The sequence below is a fragment of the Rhodococcus sp. PML026 genome (genome assembly GCF_000963615.1).
GTDB lineage: Bacteria > Actinomycetota > Actinomycetes > Mycobacteriales > Mycobacteriaceae > Rhodococcoides > Rhodococcoides fascians.
In genome coordinates this window covers 768,951-784,540 of sequence record NZ_KQ031375.1, presented here as the reverse complement: position 1 = coordinate 784,540, position 15,590 = coordinate 768,951, and the positions used below count along the sequence as shown (strand labels likewise).

General features: G+C 64.4%; 18 protein-coding genes and 1 other RNA gene. 11 read left to right on the top strand and 8 right to left on the bottom strand.

The features are described 5' to 3' along the window. Both VF34_RS19160 and VF34_RS19155 read right to left on the bottom strand, forming a co-directional pair. Positions 1-621 carry a DNA topoisomerase subunit B gene (locus VF34_RS19160; protein ID WP_197077488.1) on the bottom strand — a complete coding sequence of 207 codons (621 nt, stop codon included), beginning with the start codon at positions 619-621 and terminating at the stop codon, positions 1-3. A gap of 5 nt (positions 622-626) precedes the next feature. Next, the gene (locus tag VF34_RS19155) at positions 627-815 is read right to left on the bottom strand and encodes a hypothetical protein (RefSeq protein ID WP_032366331.1); all 189 of its coding nucleotides are present in this window, start codon (positions 813-815) and stop codon (positions 627-629) included. A 73-nt stretch (positions 816-888) separates the two neighbouring features. Here VF34_RS19155 and VF34_RS19150 point away from each other — a divergent pair, with 73 nt between their 5' ends. Beyond that, entirely contained in the window at positions 889-1,428 is a 540-nt protein-coding gene (locus VF34_RS19150; RefSeq protein WP_032372869.1) for a GNAT family N-acetyltransferase, read from the top strand. Here the strand turns inward: VF34_RS19150 and VF34_RS19145 are convergent. The 4 genes from VF34_RS19145 to VF34_RS19130 form a co-directional block, all read right to left on the bottom strand. Next, the gene (locus VF34_RS19145) at positions 1,401-2,681 is read right to left on the bottom strand and encodes an RNA polymerase sigma factor (RefSeq protein WP_032372676.1); all 1,281 of its coding nucleotides are present in this window, start codon (positions 2,679-2,681) and stop codon (positions 1,401-1,403) included. The genes VF34_RS19150 and VF34_RS19145 overlap by 28 nt on opposite strands. Before the next feature lie 16 nt (positions 2,682-2,697). Next, positions 2,698-3,042 (bottom strand): YciI family protein, encoded by a 345-nt coding sequence (locus VF34_RS19140; protein ID WP_027496565.1) that lies wholly within the window; start codon positions 3,040-3,042, stop codon positions 2,698-2,700. Positions 3,043-3,234: 192 nt separating this feature from the next. Beyond that, the gene (locus tag VF34_RS19135; protein WP_032366333.1) at positions 3,235-4,455 is read right to left on the bottom strand and encodes an acyl-CoA dehydrogenase family protein; all 1,221 of its coding nucleotides are present in this window, start codon (positions 4,453-4,455) and stop codon (positions 3,235-3,237) included. A gap of 44 nt (positions 4,456-4,499) precedes the next feature. Beyond that, a complete protein-coding gene (locus VF34_RS19130; RefSeq protein ID WP_032366564.1) occupies positions 4,500-5,909 on the bottom strand; it encodes an acyl-CoA dehydrogenase family protein in 1,410 nt (469 codons plus the stop codon). Positions 5,910-6,053: 144 nt separating this feature from the next. On the opposite strand from VF34_RS19130, the gene VF34_RS19125 reads away from it, so the two are divergent. Then, a complete protein-coding gene (locus VF34_RS19125; RefSeq protein ID WP_027496568.1) occupies positions 6,054-6,422 on the top strand; it encodes a DUF1304 domain-containing protein in 369 nt (122 codons plus the stop codon). A gap of 45 nt (positions 6,423-6,467) precedes the next feature. On the opposite strand, the gene hisN is transcribed toward VF34_RS19125, so the two are convergent. Both hisN and VF34_RS19115 read right to left on the bottom strand, forming a co-directional pair. Next, on the bottom strand, positions 6,468-7,259 hold the full coding sequence (gene hisN / locus VF34_RS19120) for a histidinol-phosphatase (RefSeq protein ID WP_032372675.1): 792 nt from the start codon (positions 7,257-7,259) through the stop codon (positions 6,468-6,470). 59 nt (positions 7,260-7,318) lie between these two features. Beyond that, positions 7,319-7,810: a beta-class carbonic anhydrase gene (locus tag VF34_RS19115; RefSeq protein WP_027496570.1), complete on the bottom strand. Its 492-nt coding sequence runs from the start codon at positions 7,808-7,810 to the stop codon at positions 7,319-7,321. 202 nt (positions 7,811-8,012) lie between these two features. Between VF34_RS19115 and prfB the strand changes: the two genes are divergently transcribed. The 9 genes from prfB to ssrA all read left to right on the top strand — a co-directional run bounded on the left by prfB (position 8,013) and on the right by ssrA (position 15,570). Then, positions 8,013-9,125 (top strand): peptide chain release factor 2, encoded by a 1,113-nt coding sequence (prfB, locus tag VF34_RS19110; protein WP_032372674.1) that lies wholly within the window; start codon positions 8,013-8,015, stop codon positions 9,123-9,125. A gap of 3 nt (positions 9,126-9,128) precedes the next feature. Then, positions 9,129-10,028 carry a mechanosensitive ion channel family protein gene (locus VF34_RS19105; protein ID WP_027496572.1) on the top strand — a complete coding sequence of 300 codons (900 nt, stop codon included), beginning with the start codon at positions 9,129-9,131 and terminating at the stop codon, positions 10,026-10,028. After that, positions 10,025-10,474 carry an Rv3103c transmembrane domain-containing protein gene (locus VF34_RS19100; protein WP_027496573.1) on the top strand — a complete coding sequence of 150 codons (450 nt, stop codon included), beginning with the start codon at positions 10,025-10,027 and terminating at the stop codon, positions 10,472-10,474. Before VF34_RS19105 ends, VF34_RS19100 begins: the two co-directional genes overlap by 4 nt. Before the next feature lie 86 nt (positions 10,475-10,560). Further along, positions 10,561-11,250, top strand: a complete 690-nt coding sequence (ftsE, locus tag VF34_RS19095) for a cell division ATP-binding protein FtsE (protein ID WP_027496574.1) — start codon at positions 10,561-10,563, stop codon at positions 11,248-11,250. Between the two features lie 66 nt (positions 11,251-11,316). After that, complete coding sequence (gene ftsX, locus VF34_RS19090) at positions 11,317-12,222, top strand: permease-like cell division protein FtsX (RefSeq protein ID WP_032366335.1); 906 nt, start codon at positions 11,317-11,319, stop codon at positions 12,220-12,222. Between the two features lie 83 nt (positions 12,223-12,305). Continuing rightward, a complete protein-coding gene (smpB, locus tag VF34_RS19085; protein ID WP_027496576.1) occupies positions 12,306-12,779 on the top strand; it encodes an SsrA-binding protein SmpB in 474 nt (157 codons plus the stop codon). Between the two features lie 8 nt (positions 12,780-12,787). Next, a complete protein-coding gene (locus tag VF34_RS19080; protein ID WP_072692108.1) occupies positions 12,788-13,642 on the top strand; it encodes a DMT family transporter in 855 nt (284 codons plus the stop codon). Positions 13,643-13,673: 31 nt separating this feature from the next. Further along, positions 13,674-15,134, top strand: coding sequence for an SDR family NAD(P)-dependent oxidoreductase (locus VF34_RS19075; protein WP_045841886.1), 1,461 nt, complete (start codon positions 13,674-13,676; stop codon positions 15,132-15,134). Between the two features lie 65 nt (positions 15,135-15,199). Further along, positions 15,200-15,570: a transfer-messenger RNA gene (ssrA, locus tag VF34_RS24760) on the top strand. Positions 15,571-15,590: the final 20 nt, after the last annotated feature.

The following is a 15,590-nucleotide window of genomic DNA, read 5'->3' as shown; positions in this document are numbered from 1 at the left end:
CTACAGAACCGTGACCGTGAAGGACTGGGTGTCGACGACCAGAGCGCGAAGATCGTGCGGCCTCAGCTGATCTGCGGCAAGCAGTGACGTATCGGGACGAAACCGGATCGTGGTACCGGTCCGATCCGTAGGGGCAGTCGACACCAATTCGGTGGCGGGCAACCCGTGCTGGTATCGACGGGTCCACGAGCCCTCACTGCGACGGTTGGTGTGCTCGAGCACGTCCGACTGCGCTGCAACAGTCGACATTCCGCGGCGGGCATGTCCGTCCGCCAACAGCACTGGCTCCAGCCGGTCGAAGAATCGAACATCTGCAGTGCTCACAACGGGCTTGCGAATTGCGAGTCCGCGGTCGAACCGTGTGTCGGTACCTCGTCCGAGGTCCGTTACATCGATCGTGCCGTCCGAGTCGAACGTGATGGTCGCGTGACCGCCTCCCTGATCCTCGGCTTCGTCCACCGCATACGCGAGGACTTCGAGAACCAGGTGCAGCACTCCACCCGGCGCGTACTCACCGGGGCGGCTTCTGATGTGCGAGAGGTGATCTCGATCGACGTCCATCGACCAGTCGTGCGTCGTGGTGGACCAAGTGCTTCGGCCGGACACGGAGGGGTCGGGCACCGACGTCAGTCCGAGACCTGCTCCCGTGCATCGTCGCTGGTGACGATGTCATCGTCGTCGGTGGTCGCAGCATCCTCCGGCTCGTCTGCGGTGAGGTCGACGGTGTCCGCGCCCTCGAGAGCCGTCAGTTCCTGTTCTGCCTCTGCGATGAGGCCCTTTGCATTCTCTTCGACCTTCTTGATCCACTCGGCCATGACTGTCACCCTTCGCTCGATCGTCTACCACCGGTCTACCAGACTCGAGCCCTCTAGGATCATCGGTGTGCGAATGAAGACCCCACGACTGGTTCTCGACGAGCCTGCAGATGCGGATCTCGACGCGTTGTACGAGATCTGCAGTGATCCGCAGTCGTGGACACACTTTCCGAGCTTGCGGCACAACGACATCGGTACGACCCAACGTATGGTGCAGAACTGGACTGCGCAGTGGCGTCGAGATGGATTGAGCACATGGATCGTTCGTGAGCACGGCAGCGACATGATCAGCGGCTACGGCGGGTGTTCCATCCGACAGAATGCCTTCTGGAATCTCGGCTACCGTCTCCATCCCGACGCGCAGGGCAAGGGGTACGCCGCAGAAATGTGTCGAACCGCAGTCGAGTGCGCGTACCGAACTCGGCCCGAAATGCCGGTCGTGGCATATCTTCTCGAACACAACCTCTCCTCCGCTCGCGTGGCAGAGCGCGCCGGCCTGAAGCTGGTATCCCGTGGACCCGATATCGGCAACCCCGATCCCGAGGCCATCCGACTGGTGTACGCAGAGCGACCGCTGACGGCCGATCAGGTGGATGCTGTGCTGTCCGCCTGATCCCGTGCGTCGGCAACCTCGGCCAGTCGTCTTCTCAGCAAACGCTTCTCCGGTGCCGTTCGCGCGAGATCCAGTGCTCTCCGGTAGTGCACGGCGGCCTCGTCCATCCGGCCCAGTCGGTGCAGCAGATCGGCCTTCGCCATCGCGAACGGGTGGTACCGGCGCAGGACCGGCTCAGCGGCGATGGCGTCCAACAACTCGAGCCCGGCCTCGGGCCCTTCGGTCATTGCGACGCCGACGGCCCGGTTGAGCGCGACCACCGGTGATGGTGTGAGTGCCATCAACACGTCGTACAGGGCCACGATCTGAGGCCAGTCCGTGCCCGCGGCGTCAGCAGCCTCGTCGTGTAATGCCGCGATGGCGGCCTGAACGGAGTACGGGCCGGCCGGCCCACGGGTCAGGGCCTCGCTCACGAGTTCCGTTCCCTCAGAGACGAACGCGGCATTCCATACGCGCCGGTCCTGATCGGCCAACAGCACGATCTCGCCGTGTTCGTCGATCCGGGCGCGGCGTCTGGCGTCGGTCAGCAACATCAGCGCCAGCAAGCCGGTCACCTCGGACGTGCCCGGCAGAGCCGCGTGCAGAACTCTGCCCATACCGATCGCTTCGTCCGAGAGATCGACGCGTCCGACTCCATCGCCGGATGTCGCCGAGTACCCCTCGGTGAAGATGGAGTAGACGACCTCGAGCACCATCGGCACTCTTTCCGCCAGCTCGTCCGGTCCTGGAACACGAAACGGAATGCGACCAGTGCGAATCTTGTTCTTGGCCCGCACTATTCGCTGTGCAGCCGTGGCAGGAGGGATGAGCAGTGCGCGCGCCACCTCTGCTGTGGACAGACCCGCGAGACACCTCAGCGTCAGGGCGAGTCGGTCCTGGGCAGCAAGAGCCGGGTGGGAGCACGTGAAGAACAACTGGAGGCGATCGTCGGGCACACGATCGTCGAGCGCATTCGAGCCGGACGGGTTGTCGCGGTCCGAGTCGATCTGCAGTACGGCCATTTTCGCAGCCAGTGTCTCATCGCGTCGGAGGCGGTCGACTGCCTTGCGCCGGGCTGTGGTGAGCAACCAGGCCCCTGGCTTGGTCGGTATGCCATCGATCGGCCAATGCTTCAGAGCGGCCTCGATGGCATCCGACGTCACCTCCTCGGCGAGGTCGAGGTCACGGTAGCGCTGCACCAACGACGCGAGCAGCATCGAGCGCTCGGCACGGAAGACCGATGCGATCGTTCGACTGACCTCGACCTCGCTCACCCAACGATCCCGCGCGTCAGAATTCTGCGAGCGGGCGCACGACGACGGTGCCGCCGTCCTTGGAGCCGGGGCAGCGGGCCGCCCACTCGAGCGCTGCATCGAGGTCGGGAACGTCGATGACGTCGTAACCCCCGAGTACCTCGTGCGACTCGGCATACGGGCCGTCCGTAACGGTACGTTCGCCCGTGCTCGGATCGACGCGTACCGCGGTAGCAGTGGTCAAGTCGGCCAGCGCGTGCCCGGCAACGTAGACCCCGGCCTCCTTCAGTTCCTTCTCGTACGTCATCCAGTCCTCCACACTGCTGCAGCCGGGTGCAGCACCGGGGGAGGTGTCGGCGTTGATCAACAGGATGTACTTCATGGTGCGCTCCTTGGCTCGGTACCTCGGTACCTCGGTGTCGCGGCGCGATTCGCCGTACACGAAGACGACGATCGAGACATCACGATATCGACACCGACCCTCGACATTTCTTCCAAGCGCACGAAAGCGGCACCGGACGCACAGTCCGGTGCCGCTTGTCGATCACGTGCCGACTCGATGACGAGCCACTGTTTACTTCAGCTCGGCCGAGGACTTTCCGAGTACGCGACGGGCAACGATCAGCTGCTGGATCTGCTGCGTGCCCTCGAAGATGTCGAGAATCTTGGAGTCACGGCTCCACTTCTCGAGCAGCGGGCGCTCGGAGTAGCCGTAGGTACCGGCCAACTCGACTGCTTTGAGGGTGATGTCGACTGCGGAGCGTCCGGCCTTCGCCTTCGACATCGACGCCTGCAGCGAGTTGGGCTCCTTGTTGTCTGCCATCCATGCCGCGCGCAGTGCGAGCAGGTGCGCGGCTTCCCAGTCTGCTTCGAGTCGCAGGAATTCTGCGGCCGCCGCGTGCTGGTTGTAGGCGGGAGTCTCGTACGAGATGTCGACTCCGGCATCGACCAGGATGGACCGCAACTCCTCGAGTGCGGCACGGGCGACGCCGATCGCCATTCCAGCAACCAGAGGGCGAGTGTTGTCGAACGTCTGCATGACGCCCGCGAAGCCCTTTTCGACGTTGACCTCGGCGGTGCCGAGCAGGTTGTCCTTCGGGATGCGGCAATCCTCGAGCAGCAGGGCTGCGGTGTCGGACGCCTTGATGCCCAGCTTGTGCTCGAGGCGGGCAACCGACAGGCCCGGAGCGTCACGCGGGACGACGAACGACTTGATGGCCGCGCGGCCGAGAGACTTGTCGACCGTTGCCCACACCACGATGTGGGTGGAACGCTCACCGGCCGTGACGTAGATCTTCTCGCCGTTGAGCACCCACTCGTCGCCGTCGAGGACAGCGGTGGTGGTAACTGCTGCGGAGTCCGAGCCGAAGCTGGGCTCGGTGATGGCCATCGAAGCCCACACCTTGCCGAAGCGCTCGAGCTGCTCGTCGGTGGAGACCGCGGCGATAGCGGAGTTGCCGAGTCCCTGGTACGGGATCGACAGCGTGAGTCCGACGTCGCCCCAGCAGGTCTCGATCACGTTCACCAGAGCGGACATGTTGCCGCCGTTGGAGTTGGCTGTCTTGCTGGGCTTGGCCGACTCGCTGTCCTTCTCACGGCCACCGGCCGCTCCGCCGATTTCGCCACCGGCGTCGGACATGCCTTCGACCATGGACGCCATGGTGTCGAGCTCCACCGGGTACTCGTGCTCGGCGAGGTCGTACTTGCGGGAGATGGGGCGGAAGATCTCGGCAGCGACCTGGTGAGCCTGATTCGCCTGCGCCCGAAGCTTCTTGGGAAGTTCAAGATTGATCATCGTGTGTGTCCTTGGGTGAGTGCCATGGAATTCGGGGCGGCGAGCTAGATGAGAACGATGCCTTCGGCGACGCCGACGGACCGTAGATCGCGGTACCAGCGCTCGACCGGGTGTTCCTTGGTGAAGCCGTGTCCACCGAGCAACTGCACACCGTCGGAGCCGATCTGCATTCCCTTCTCGGACGCCAGGCGGCGTGCGAGGGCCGATTCACGAGTGAACGACAGTCCCTGCTCGGCGCGAGACGCGCCACGCAGCGTGACCAACCGCATGCCGTCGAGCTCGATGGCGATGTTGGCGACCATGAAGGCCACGGCCTGGCGGTTACTGATCGGCTCGCCGAACGCAACGCGCTCGTTGACGTACGGAACGACGTAGTCGAGTACGGCCTGGCTCGTACCGACGGCCAAGGAGGCCCAGCCCAGACGGGCCAAACCGATGGCGGCGCTGTACTCGGCGGCGCGCTGGTCGGCGTCACCATCACCGAGCAGAGCCGACTCGGGCACTGCCACGTCGGTGAGGATCAGGCGACCCAGGCCCGCGGCGCGCAGACCCATGCTCGGATCCGCTTCGACGACGAGGCCCTTGGAGTCGGACTCGACGATGAAGAAAGTCGGGCGACCTTCGAGTTCCGCCGCGATGACGAACAGCTCCGAGCTGCCGGCCGCGGGTACGAGGCTCTTGACTCCGTTGAGCTTGTATCCGCTGGGCGAGCGCACCGCCTTGGTCTGCAGCGCGTACGGATCGAACAGTGCGCGGGGCTCGTTGACGACCACTGCTGCGTTCGGCACCTTCTCGCCGACGAATGCCGGAAGGTACGTCTTCTGCTGCGCATCCGTTCCCCACTGAGTGAGGGCGACAGCGACACCGCTGGGCGCGAGGATAGGCAGGGCCAGGCCCATATCGCCGTGGGCGAGAGCCTCGGCGACGAGGGAGTTGGTGACCGCACCGCGCTCGCTGGCGGCACCGTCGAGCTCCTCGGGGACGTTGATCAGCGTGATGCCGAGTTCGGCGGATCGGCGGACCAGGTCCTCGGGCGAGGAGGCGTTGTGATCGGCCTCGAAGGCGGCCGGCCGGAGGATCTCCTCGGCGAACTCCTTGACCGTTTCGACGATCATGCGCTGCTCGTCGTCGGGGGTCAGGTCGAAGTAGCTCAGGTTCTTCGCGGCACCGTCGTCGAGACGCTTGGGCTTGCCGCCTCCGGTGACCTTGGCGAACGTACGGTTGGCAGCGCCGAGAGTCTTGAAACCGGTTTTGGTGCTCTCGTACGTGACGCGGTCGATCGTCTGTCGGAGGTTGTACTTCTCCGCCAGTTCGGACCCGGTGATGGCCGTCAGAACGCGCATGGCGGTTCCGATCGCATCTCTCTTGAACGGGTTGAGGCCAACCGCAGAAGTATCGCGGGGCACCTTGGGGGCCTTCGCGTCGACCACACTGTCTTGCTTGCTCATGATCACCAGTTCCTCGGCGTCGGGCACGGACTTCACAGATCTTACTCCCGAGTAAGTTAGCTGTCTACTGTCGAGTAAGTACTGGTGGCGCACGACACCGTGGCGGGTCTTTCGTATCCTGCGTCGTACCGATGTGACAGGCTGTTTCCCGTGCATCCGATAGCTCAGGTCTTCGCCGCCCTCGCCGCGGTACTCCATGTCGCCATCTTCGTCATGGAAAGCGTGCTCTGGTCCAAGCCGGCCGTGTGGGCGAAGTTCGGTGTCGCCAGTCAGAACGACGCAGACATCACCAAACCGATGGCCTTCAATCAGGGGTTCTACAACCTGTTTCTCGGCATCGGCATCGTGGTCGGCCTCATCGTGGGCGGTTCGGCCGGCGACGCGATCGTCTACTTCGCATGCGCCAGCATCGTCGGCGCGGCTCTGGTGCTCGCCACCGGCGGAGCGAAGTACTTCCGGCCCGCGTTCGTGCAGGGAATCACTCCGCTCCTGGCCCTGGTTCTGGCCGCAGTCCTCTGACGCCTCGCTGTTCTCACCGTCCGTCTCCGGTGAGTGCCGACCGATTCACGCAGCGGGGGAGAGGCGGCCGAGGACGTCCTGGTGCAGCAGCCCGTTCGTGGCTACCGCGCTCCCGCCGTGCGGCCCGACGCGTCCATCGAGCGAGGTGAAGGTCCCGCCCGCCTCGCGCACCAGAACATCGAGTGCCGCCAGATCCCACAAGGAGACCTCCGGCTCGGCGGCGATGTCGAGGGCTCCTTCGGCGAGCAGGCAGTAGGAGAAGAAATCGCCGTAGGCGCGGACTCGCCACACGTCATCGGTCAGTCCGACGAAGCGGTCTCTGGTTCCGAGGTCGGCCCAGCCGGACAGGCTGGAGAAACTCAGACTGGACGCGGAAAGTGAATCGACTTTCGACACGTTGATTCGACGGGCGGCTTCGTCGCCGACGCTCGTCCACGATCCCAGCTGCTCGGCGGCCCACCATCGGCGATGCAGCGCCGGGGCGCTGACCACTCCGACTGCGGGGACGCCGTCCTCGAGCAGCGCGATCAGCGTTGCCCACACGGGTACGCCGCGCACGAAGTTCTTGGTGCCGTCGATCGGATCGACGACCCATTGGCGGCCGCTGAACGTAGCCGTGCCACCGAACTCCTCGCCGAGCAGAGCATCGTCGGGACGCTCCGAACCGAGCTCCGCCCGAATCATCGTTTCCACGGCCAGGTCTGCGTCGCTGACCGGTGTGAGATCCGGCTTCGAGTCCACCGTCAGGTCCATGGCGAGGAATCGTCCACGGGTGATGACGTCGGCTTCGTCGGCGAGCCGGAGGGCGAGATGCAGATCGGCAGAGTAGTCGGTCACCGCAGAAGACTATCGCCGCGCACGGGCCTGCTCGTACGCGGCAATACGGGTGGCCGGGCCTATCCGGTGACTTCGTTCAACTTTCCGGTGGCAACATCGAAGACGAACCCGCGAAGCGACTCGTGCTTCGTGACGAACGGGCTGAGCTCGATGCGCGCCAAGGACTGCCGAACGTCGCGGTTCAGATCGGGGAACGATTCGGCAGCCCAGTTGGGCTTCAGACCCGTCTCTTCCTGGAGGTCGTTCTTGAACTCGTCGTCGGTGAACGTGAGCATGCCGCAATCGGTGTGGTGGATCAGGATGATCTCCTTGGTGCCGAGCAGCCGCTGGCTGATGGCCAGCGAACGAATCTCGTCGTCGGTGATCACCCCACCCGCATTGCGGATCACGTGTGCTTCCCCGTCGGCCAGGCCGAGAATCCGGTAGACGTCGAGCCGGGCGTCCATGCACGCGACCACCGCGACGTGCTTCGACGGCGGCAGCGGTAGAGGGCCGTCGAACTGGGCGGCGTATGCCTTGTTGTTCTCGAGGTACTGGTCGGTGACGGTCATACGAGACTCCTGTGTCCATCGAATGTCGCTGGCATCGTGCGGCGGCAGTGATGTCGACGTGCGCATATGTCGACGCGTCGAAAGCTAACAGCGGACGATGTGCCCGAACAGGGTTCGAATCAGCACGGTTCGAACCCCTGGATGACCATGCGTCTTCGGGGGCGGTCGGGGACGGGTTCGTGTGCCGGTAACCTTGACTCTCGTGCATCCCGACGTTTCTGCAGACCTCGCCGAGCTCGACACCACTCTGTCCACAGTCGAGTCCGTTCTCGACGTCGAGGAGCTGCGGCGACGCATCGACGAGCTGGAACATCAGGCCGCCTCACCCGACCTGTGGAACGACCAGGAACACGCTCAGCAGGTGACCAGCCAGCTCTCCCATGCGCAGGCCGAACTGCGCCGCGTCGAGGAGCTCCGGCAGCGCCTCGAGGACATGCCGGTTCTGTACGAGTTGGCCGAGGGCGAAGAGGGCGAGGCCGCCGCGTCCGCCACCGCTGACGCCGACGCCGAACGCGCCTCGCTTCGAGAGGACATCGCTGCCATGGAAGTTCGAACGCTGCTGGCCGGTGAGTACGACGCCCGCGACGCCCTCGTGAACATTCGCTCCGGTGCCGGCGGAATCGACGCCGCCGACTGGGCGGAAATGCTCATGCGCATGTACATCCGCTGGGCCGAGAAGCACGGGTACGGCGTCGAGGTCTACGACACGTCCTACGCCGAAGAAGCCGGAATCAAGAGCGCGACGTTCGCCGTCAAGGCCCCGTACACCTACGGAACGCTGTCGGTCGAGCAAGGCACGCACCGGCTCGTCCGGATCAGCCCGTTCGACAACCAGGGTCGACGCCAGACGTCGTTCGCCGAGGTCGAGGTGCTTCCGGTCGTCGAGACCACCGACCACATCGAAATCCCCGAGAACGACATTCGGGTCGACGTCTATCGCTCGTCCGGGCCAGGTGGGCAGTCGGTCAACACCACCGACTCCGCCGTCCGGTTGACGCATATTCCAACCGGAATCGTCGTGACCTGCCAGAACGAGAAGTCGCAGCTGCAGAACAAGGTGTCGGCCATGCGCGTGCTGCAGGCCAAGCTGCTCGAGGTCAAGCGCAAGGAAGAGCGGGCCGAGATGGACGCGCTCAAGGGTGACGGCGGCAGCTCCTGGGGTAATCAGATGCGCTCGTACGTGCTGCACCCGTACCAGATGGTCAAAGATTTGCGTACCGAGTACGAGGTCAACAATCCGTCTACTGTTCTCGATGGAGACATCGACGGCTTCCTGGAATCGGGAATTCGCTGGCGAATGCGAGGGGAGCAGTAACCGATGACGGCCTGGCTCAACGTGACGCCCGAGGTCAAGCTCAACGGCCTCGGAATCGTGCTGTACATCCTCGGCGGGCTACTGGCCGCGCGGTTCGTCACGTGGACCGGATCTCGAATCACTGCCCGCATCGACCAGAACTACCAGCACAGCGACGCGCTCGTCCGGTCGGAGGCCGCCAAACACCGTCATGCCCTGGCTCAGGTCATCACCTGGGTGCTGGTCACGCTCATCTACATCCTGGTCACCATCGAGGTGCTGCGCCGGTTCGGCTTCGGGGTCGGTGGACTCGTGGCACCCGCAACTGTCATCGGTGCAGCCCTCGGCTTCGGTGCTCAGCGCGTGGTGCAAGACATCCTGGCCGGCTTCTTCATCATCACCGAGCGCCAGTACGGCTTCGGTGACGTGGTGCAGATCGCCGTCAACGGCTCCGCCGAGGATGCCGAGGGCACCGTCGAGGACGTCACGCTCCGAGTGACACGGGTCCGTAGCGTCGACGGCGAGGTCATCACCGTGCCGAACGGGCAGATCGTCAAGGCGATCAACCTGTCCAAGGATTGGGCTCGCGCCGTCGTCGACGTTCCGGTCCCCAGTACCGCCGATCTGACTCAGGTGAATGCGCTGCTGCGCGCGGTCGGCCGCGATGCGTTCGCAGATTCACACTTGCGTCCGCTCCTACTCGACGAACCGACCGTGATGGGCGTGGAGAGCATCGAGGTGGGGCAGGTCAACGTGCGCTTGGTCGCGCGGACGTTGCCGGGCAAGCAATTCCAGGTGGGACGAGAGCTGCGTGTGAGAGTTGCCGCTGCGCTGCAGCCCGAGGGCATCAACGTTGCCCCCGACGTCAGCACGGCCGGAGTTGCACCGGAATCATCGGGACGAGATCGAACGGAAGACCAGTGAGTACACCCGATACCGGAACCGAACGCTCGCAACGAAACTGGCGGCAGTGGCGCATTCCGGCCAAGATCTACGGCCGCGTCCGAACCTCCACCGTGGCGTTCGGAATCTGCTTCGTGCTCACCGCTCTGCTGTACGGGCAGGTCAGCGCAGATATCGCCGAGAGGAACGGGGAAGCGGTTCAGGGGCCGGTTGCGGTGAGCCCGGACGAGCTCACGCAACCGAGCGAATCGCAGACGTACGTACCGACCCCTTCCCGTCTGTCGACCACTACTACACCCAGCACGACCACCGACCCGGAGTCGTCGACGAGCGCCGACGACACCGGTACCCAGTCGACGACGACCACCGCCCCGCCGACCACGACGACTGCCCCGTTCGGCGTGCCCATCCCGCCGGCGATTCAGTCGCTCATCCCGTCCCGGCCTGCACCGACGTCGTCGCGCTGACGCACTCTTTACCGGCTCTCGGGACTCGCCGCGGCACCCGCTCGCTTCCGGCGGTTACCGGCGGGTAAGGACTACACTGGCGACCCGTGATCAGCACCTCGAATGTGTCCAAGTCCTACAAGACCTCGACCAGGCCCGCTCTGGACAAGGTGACGGTCTCCATCGACAAAGGCGAGTTCGTGTTTCTGATCGGGCCCTCGGGTTCGGGTAAGTCGACATTCATGCGCTTACTGCTCAAGGAAGAGACGCCGACGTCCGGCGATATCCACGTAGCGGATTTTCACGTCAACCGGCTCGCTGCTCGTCGCGTCCCGCGGCTACGACAGAGCATGGGGTGCGTGTTCCAGGACTTCCGACTGCTGCAGCAGAAGACCGTGGTGGAAAACGTCGCGTTCGCGCTCGAGGTGATCGGCAAGCCTCGATCGATGATCAAGCGCACTGTTCCCGAGGTGCTGGATCTGGTGGGACTCGGCGGCAAGTCCGACCGTCTGCCCAACGAGTTGTCCGGTGGTGAGCAGCAGCGTGTGGCGATCGCCAGGGCGTTCGTCAATCGACCGCTGGTGCTGCTCGCCGACGAGCCGACCGGAAACCTCGATCCGGACACCAGCCAGGACATCATGCTGCTGCTCGAGCGCATCAATCGCACCGGAACCACCGTGCTGATGGCGACCCACGACAACCACATCGTCGATTCCATGCGTCGACGCGTCGTGGAACTGGACAACGGACGAGTCGTTCGTGACGAGGCCCGAGGGGTCTACGGCGTCGGCCGCTGACGCCGACCACCGAACTCGACCGCTCAGACTTCTCGACCGAACGAATCGAAGGGCTCGGATTCCGCGATGCGCGCAAGTTTCATCTTCAGTGAGGTCTTCACCGGGCTTCGCCGCAACATCACCATGACGATCGCCATGATCTTGACGACCGCTATTTCCCTCGGTCTGTTCGGCGGCGGATTGCTCGTGGTGCAGATGGCAGGAAAGACCCAGCAGATCTTCCTCGACCGGGTGGAGGTGCAGATCTTCCTCACCGACGACATCTCTGCCACCGACGCAGACTGTGCCCAGGAGACGTGCGCTACGTTGCGCTCGGATCTCGAGAACACACCCTCCGTGGTCTCGGTGCAGTACCTCAACCGCGAGGACGCGGTGAAGGATGCGACCGAGCGAGTGTTCAAGGACCAACCCGAACTGGCCGAGTTGGTCAGTGCCGACAGTTTCCCGGCCTCGTTCAAGGTGCGTCTGAGCGACCCGGAGCGATTCGGAGTGATCAACGACAACTTCGAGAACCGTCCGGGTGTGCAGAGCGTGCTCAACCAGCGAGACCTGGTGGAGCGGTTGTTCAGCGTCCTGAACGGAGTACGCAACGCAGCGTTCGCGATTGCCACCGTGCAGGCGATCGCTGCGATCCTCCTGATCGCCAACATGGTCCAGATCGCTGCGTTCACCAGACGAACCGAGGTCGGAATCATGCGGCTGGTCGGTGCCACCCGGTGGTACACCCAGCTGCCGTTCCTCCTCGAAGCCGTGGTCGCAGCTCTGGTCGGTTCGGCGCTGGCGATTGCCGGGCTGTTCACCGCGAAGAACATGTTCATCGACGACGTCCTCTCCGACGTCTATCAAGCCAATATTCTGGCCCGGATATCGAACAGTGACGTGCTGTTGGTCTCGCCGTTCCTTGCACTCGTCGGAGTGGGAATGGCGGCGGTCACCGCCTACATCACATTGCGCCTCTACGTGCGCGAATAAATTCGGTTGCCGATCGGTTCTATGCTGGAGCGGTTGCCGATGAGGCGGCGTCACGCATCGAACGCTCGAGAAAGGGCCCTGCAGTGAGAGAGAAGGGCCGCAAGGCCATTGCGACCAATCGCAAGGCACGGCACAACTACTCCATACTCGACGTCGTCGAGGCCGGAGTCGCGCTCGTCGGCACCGAGGTCAAGAGCCTGCGCGACGGCAAGGCCTCCCTCGTCGACGCCTTCGCGACCGTCGACGACGGCGAGATCTGGCTGCGCGGGCTGCACATCGCGGAATACACGCTCGGAAGTTGGACCAACCATGCGCCGCGTCGAAACCGCAAACTTCTTCTCCATCGTCGCGAGATCGACCGCCTGGCCGGGAAGGTCAAAGAGGGAAACCTGACGTTGGTGCCGCTGTCGATGTACTTCTCGGACGGCAAGGTCAAGGTCGAACTGGCGTTGGCCAAGGGCAAGCAGGATTACGACAAGAGACAGTCGTTGGCCAAGCGCACCGCCGAACGAGAAGTCACTCGTGAGCTCGGGCGTCGAGTGAAGGGCATGCGCTGACCGCTGTTCTGCTCGCTCTGGTAGCTGCCGTGGGCTACGGGGTGAGCGATTTCGTCGGCGGTGTCGCGTCCCGTCGAGTCGCAGCCCTGCGGGTGGTCATCGTGTCCTACCCGCTGTCGCTGGTCATCGTTCTACTGGTCGCTCCGTTCGTCGGCGGCACCATCGAACTTCCCGCGATGCTGTGGGGCCTGGCGTCGGGTGTGGCGGGCGGCGTCGCCGTGTGGTGGTTCTATCTCGCGCTCGCGGCTGGGCCGATGGCAGTGGTGTCCCCGGTGACGGCAGTGCTGGTCGCCGGAATCCCCGTTCTGGTCGGGTTGTCGATGGGTGAGCGTCCCGGCGTCATCGCCTTCGTGGGCATCGCCGTTGCCCTGGTGGCCGTCGTGCTGGTCAGCAAGGAGTCACCGGACGAGGTGACCGGCGAGGTCGCGGGCGGCCGCGACATGAAGTTCACCCGCACCGTGGCCTGGCTGACGGTCGGGTCGGGTGTGACGTTCGCCTTCGCCTTCATCTTCCTGCATCAGATCGGTGACGGCAGTGGGCTGTGGCCCCTCGCGGCGTCCCGCGCATCGGCCACCGCGGTGGTCTGGGCAGTCGCGTTGGCATCGGGGCATTTCGCACCGCCACACGGCAGCGTGCTCAAACTTGCCGCGTTCGTCAGCGTGCTCGACGTGGTCGCCAACGCCGCGATGATCTACGCGTACGAGGGCGGTCTGCTGTCGTTGGTGAGCGTCATCGCCTCGCTGTATCCGGCTGCGACGGTGTTGCTGGCGATGGTGATGCTCGGCGAACGGGTCGGCGCACTGCAGAAGGTGGGAATGGCGTTGGCGCTCGGGGCAATCGCGATGATCGCGCTCGCGGGTTGAACTTGCCCGCGCACGGGTAATGAACCCGTTTATGACTGCTTCCGGTTCTACCCCCGATGTCCCCACGTCCGAGAACGCGTCGTCTCGGCCGCGTGTGCTGGTCACCGGTGCCACGGGATATCTGGGCGGTCGTCTGGCACCGCGTCTGCTGGAAGAGGGCTACCGGGTTCGCGTATTGGCCCGGACCCCGAGCAAGCTCGACAACGTTCCGTGGGCGGCGGACGTCGAGATCGTCCAGGGCGACCTGAGTGATCGGGAGTCACTGAAGGAGGCGCTCAGCGACGTCGACGTCATGTACTACCTGGTGCACTCGATGGGCACCGCGGGCCATTCCGATTTTGCCGACACCGAACGCGACAGCGCAGAGAACGTAGCCACCGTCGCTGCGGATTGCGGCGTCGGCCGCATCGTGTACCTCGGGGGCCTGCATCCGCCGACGGGAGAGCTGTCGCCACACCTGAAGTCACGCGCCGAGGTCGGTCGTATTCTGATCGAGTCGGGTGTCCCGACGATCGTGCTGCAGGCGGGCGTCGTCATCGGTTCCGGTTCGGCCTCGTTCGAGATGATTCGCCACCTGACCAATCGGTTGCCGGTGATGACCACCCCACGGTGGGTGCACAACCGTATTCAGCCGATTGCCGTACGCGACGTGCTGCACTATCTCATCGGGGCCGCGAGTGCTCCGGTCACCGAGTCCCGCACGTACGACATCGGCGGGCCGGACGTCATGCAGTACGGCGAGATGATGAACATCTACGCCGACGTCGCCGGTCTGCGGCAGCGTCGCATCATCGTGCTGCCGGTGTTGACGCCTCGTCTGGCCGGTCACTGGATCGGGTTGGTGACGCCGATTCCGCGCGGATTGGCGATGCCGCTCATCGAATCGTTGCAGTACGACGCCGTCGGTCACGAAATGGATATCGACGCCGTCGTTCCACGTCCGGCCGACGGCTTGACGGGCTACCGAGATTCGGTGCGGCTGGCTCTACGCAAGATCGACGACGGCGAAGTCGAGACACGGTGGACCGACGCCACCGGAACTGCGGCCCCGTCGGATCCGCTTCCCTCCGACCCTGATTGGGCTGGAGAGGTCGTCTACACCGATACCCGGGTGGCCCGAAGCGGCGCGCGTTCGAGCACCATTCGGCCCGCGCTCGAACGATTGGCCGACGCCGAGGTGCTCGCCGGTTGGCACCGTGACGCCACGGGGCCGGATGCCTCCGCCTCGGGAACCGAACACACCACCCGGCTGAAGTCGTCGCGACGGCTACCGGGAGAGGCGTGGTTGGATCTCACTGTCGGTGGCACCGCCAAGCAGCCGACGATCGAACAGCGACTCGTGTTCTTTCCTCGCGGACTGGCCGGGCGAGCCGTGTGGTACGCGTCGTTGCCCGTACGCAGGGCCGTTGCTCGTCGAATGCTGCGGACAGTAGTGGATCGAGTCGAGTCCGACGCCGGTGCAACCGCGGCGCATGGACCTGCCGGCCGTTAACGGGATGAATATGGCCGATCGACGCGTTACACTGAACAGCCCGGACACGGTGTCCGGGAACATACGGGGCTGAACGGTTTCGACTTTGTATGTTGAGTCAGGGGAAGCGTGTCGGTGCAGGCGAGAGACCACCGTAAGCGTCATCGCAACCTTATAAGCGCCGATTCCAATCAGCGCGACTACGCACTCGCTGCCTAAGTAGCGACTGCGTGTCTGTCAGTCCGGGCTTGCCCTCGGCCCGGGTACTGGCATCAGCTAGAGGGCTCACCGATTCATCCGGCCGCGGGATGATGAGGAACATCAAACAGTGGCTGGGATCGTCATCCTGACTTGTTCGCGAGATCGGGAGATCCAAGTAGAGGCATAGCGGACTGCACACGGAGAAGCCCTGGCAATGCAGCAGAGGACCCGGGTTCGATTCCCGGCAGCTCCACTGTGAAGGCCGGGCCGAGAGAC

Bases quoted from the DNA above. Each gene is read 5' to 3' on its own strand.
- VF34_RS19105 (WP_027496572.1), top strand. From the start codon at position 9,129: ATGACGGCCTGGCTCAACGTGACGCCCGAGGTCAAGCTCAACGGCCTC.
- VF34_RS19150 (WP_032372869.1), top strand. From the start codon at position 889: ATGAAGACCCCACGACTGGTTCTCGACGAGCCTGCAGATGCGGATCTC.
- ftsX (WP_032366335.1), top strand. From the start codon at position 11,317: ATGCGCGCAAGTTTCATCTTCAGTGAGGTCTTCACCGGGCTTCGCCGC.
- VF34_RS19115 (WP_027496570.1), bottom strand. From the start codon at position 7,810: ATGACCGTCACCGACCAGTACCTCGAGAACAACAAGGCATACGCCGCC.
- VF34_RS19140 (WP_027496565.1), bottom strand. From the start codon at position 3,042: ATGAAGTACATCCTGTTGATCAACGCCGACACCTCCCCCGGTGCTGCA.
- VF34_RS19135 (WP_032366333.1), bottom strand. From the start codon at position 4,455: ATGATCAATCTTGAACTTCCCAAGAAGCTTCGGGCGCAGGCGAATCAG.
- VF34_RS19155 (WP_032366331.1), bottom strand. From the start codon at position 815: ATGGCCGAGTGGATCAAGAAGGTCGAAGAGAATGCAAAGGGCCTCATC.
- VF34_RS19075 (WP_045841886.1), top strand. From the start codon at position 13,674: ATGACTGCTTCCGGTTCTACCCCCGATGTCCCCACGTCCGAGAACGCG.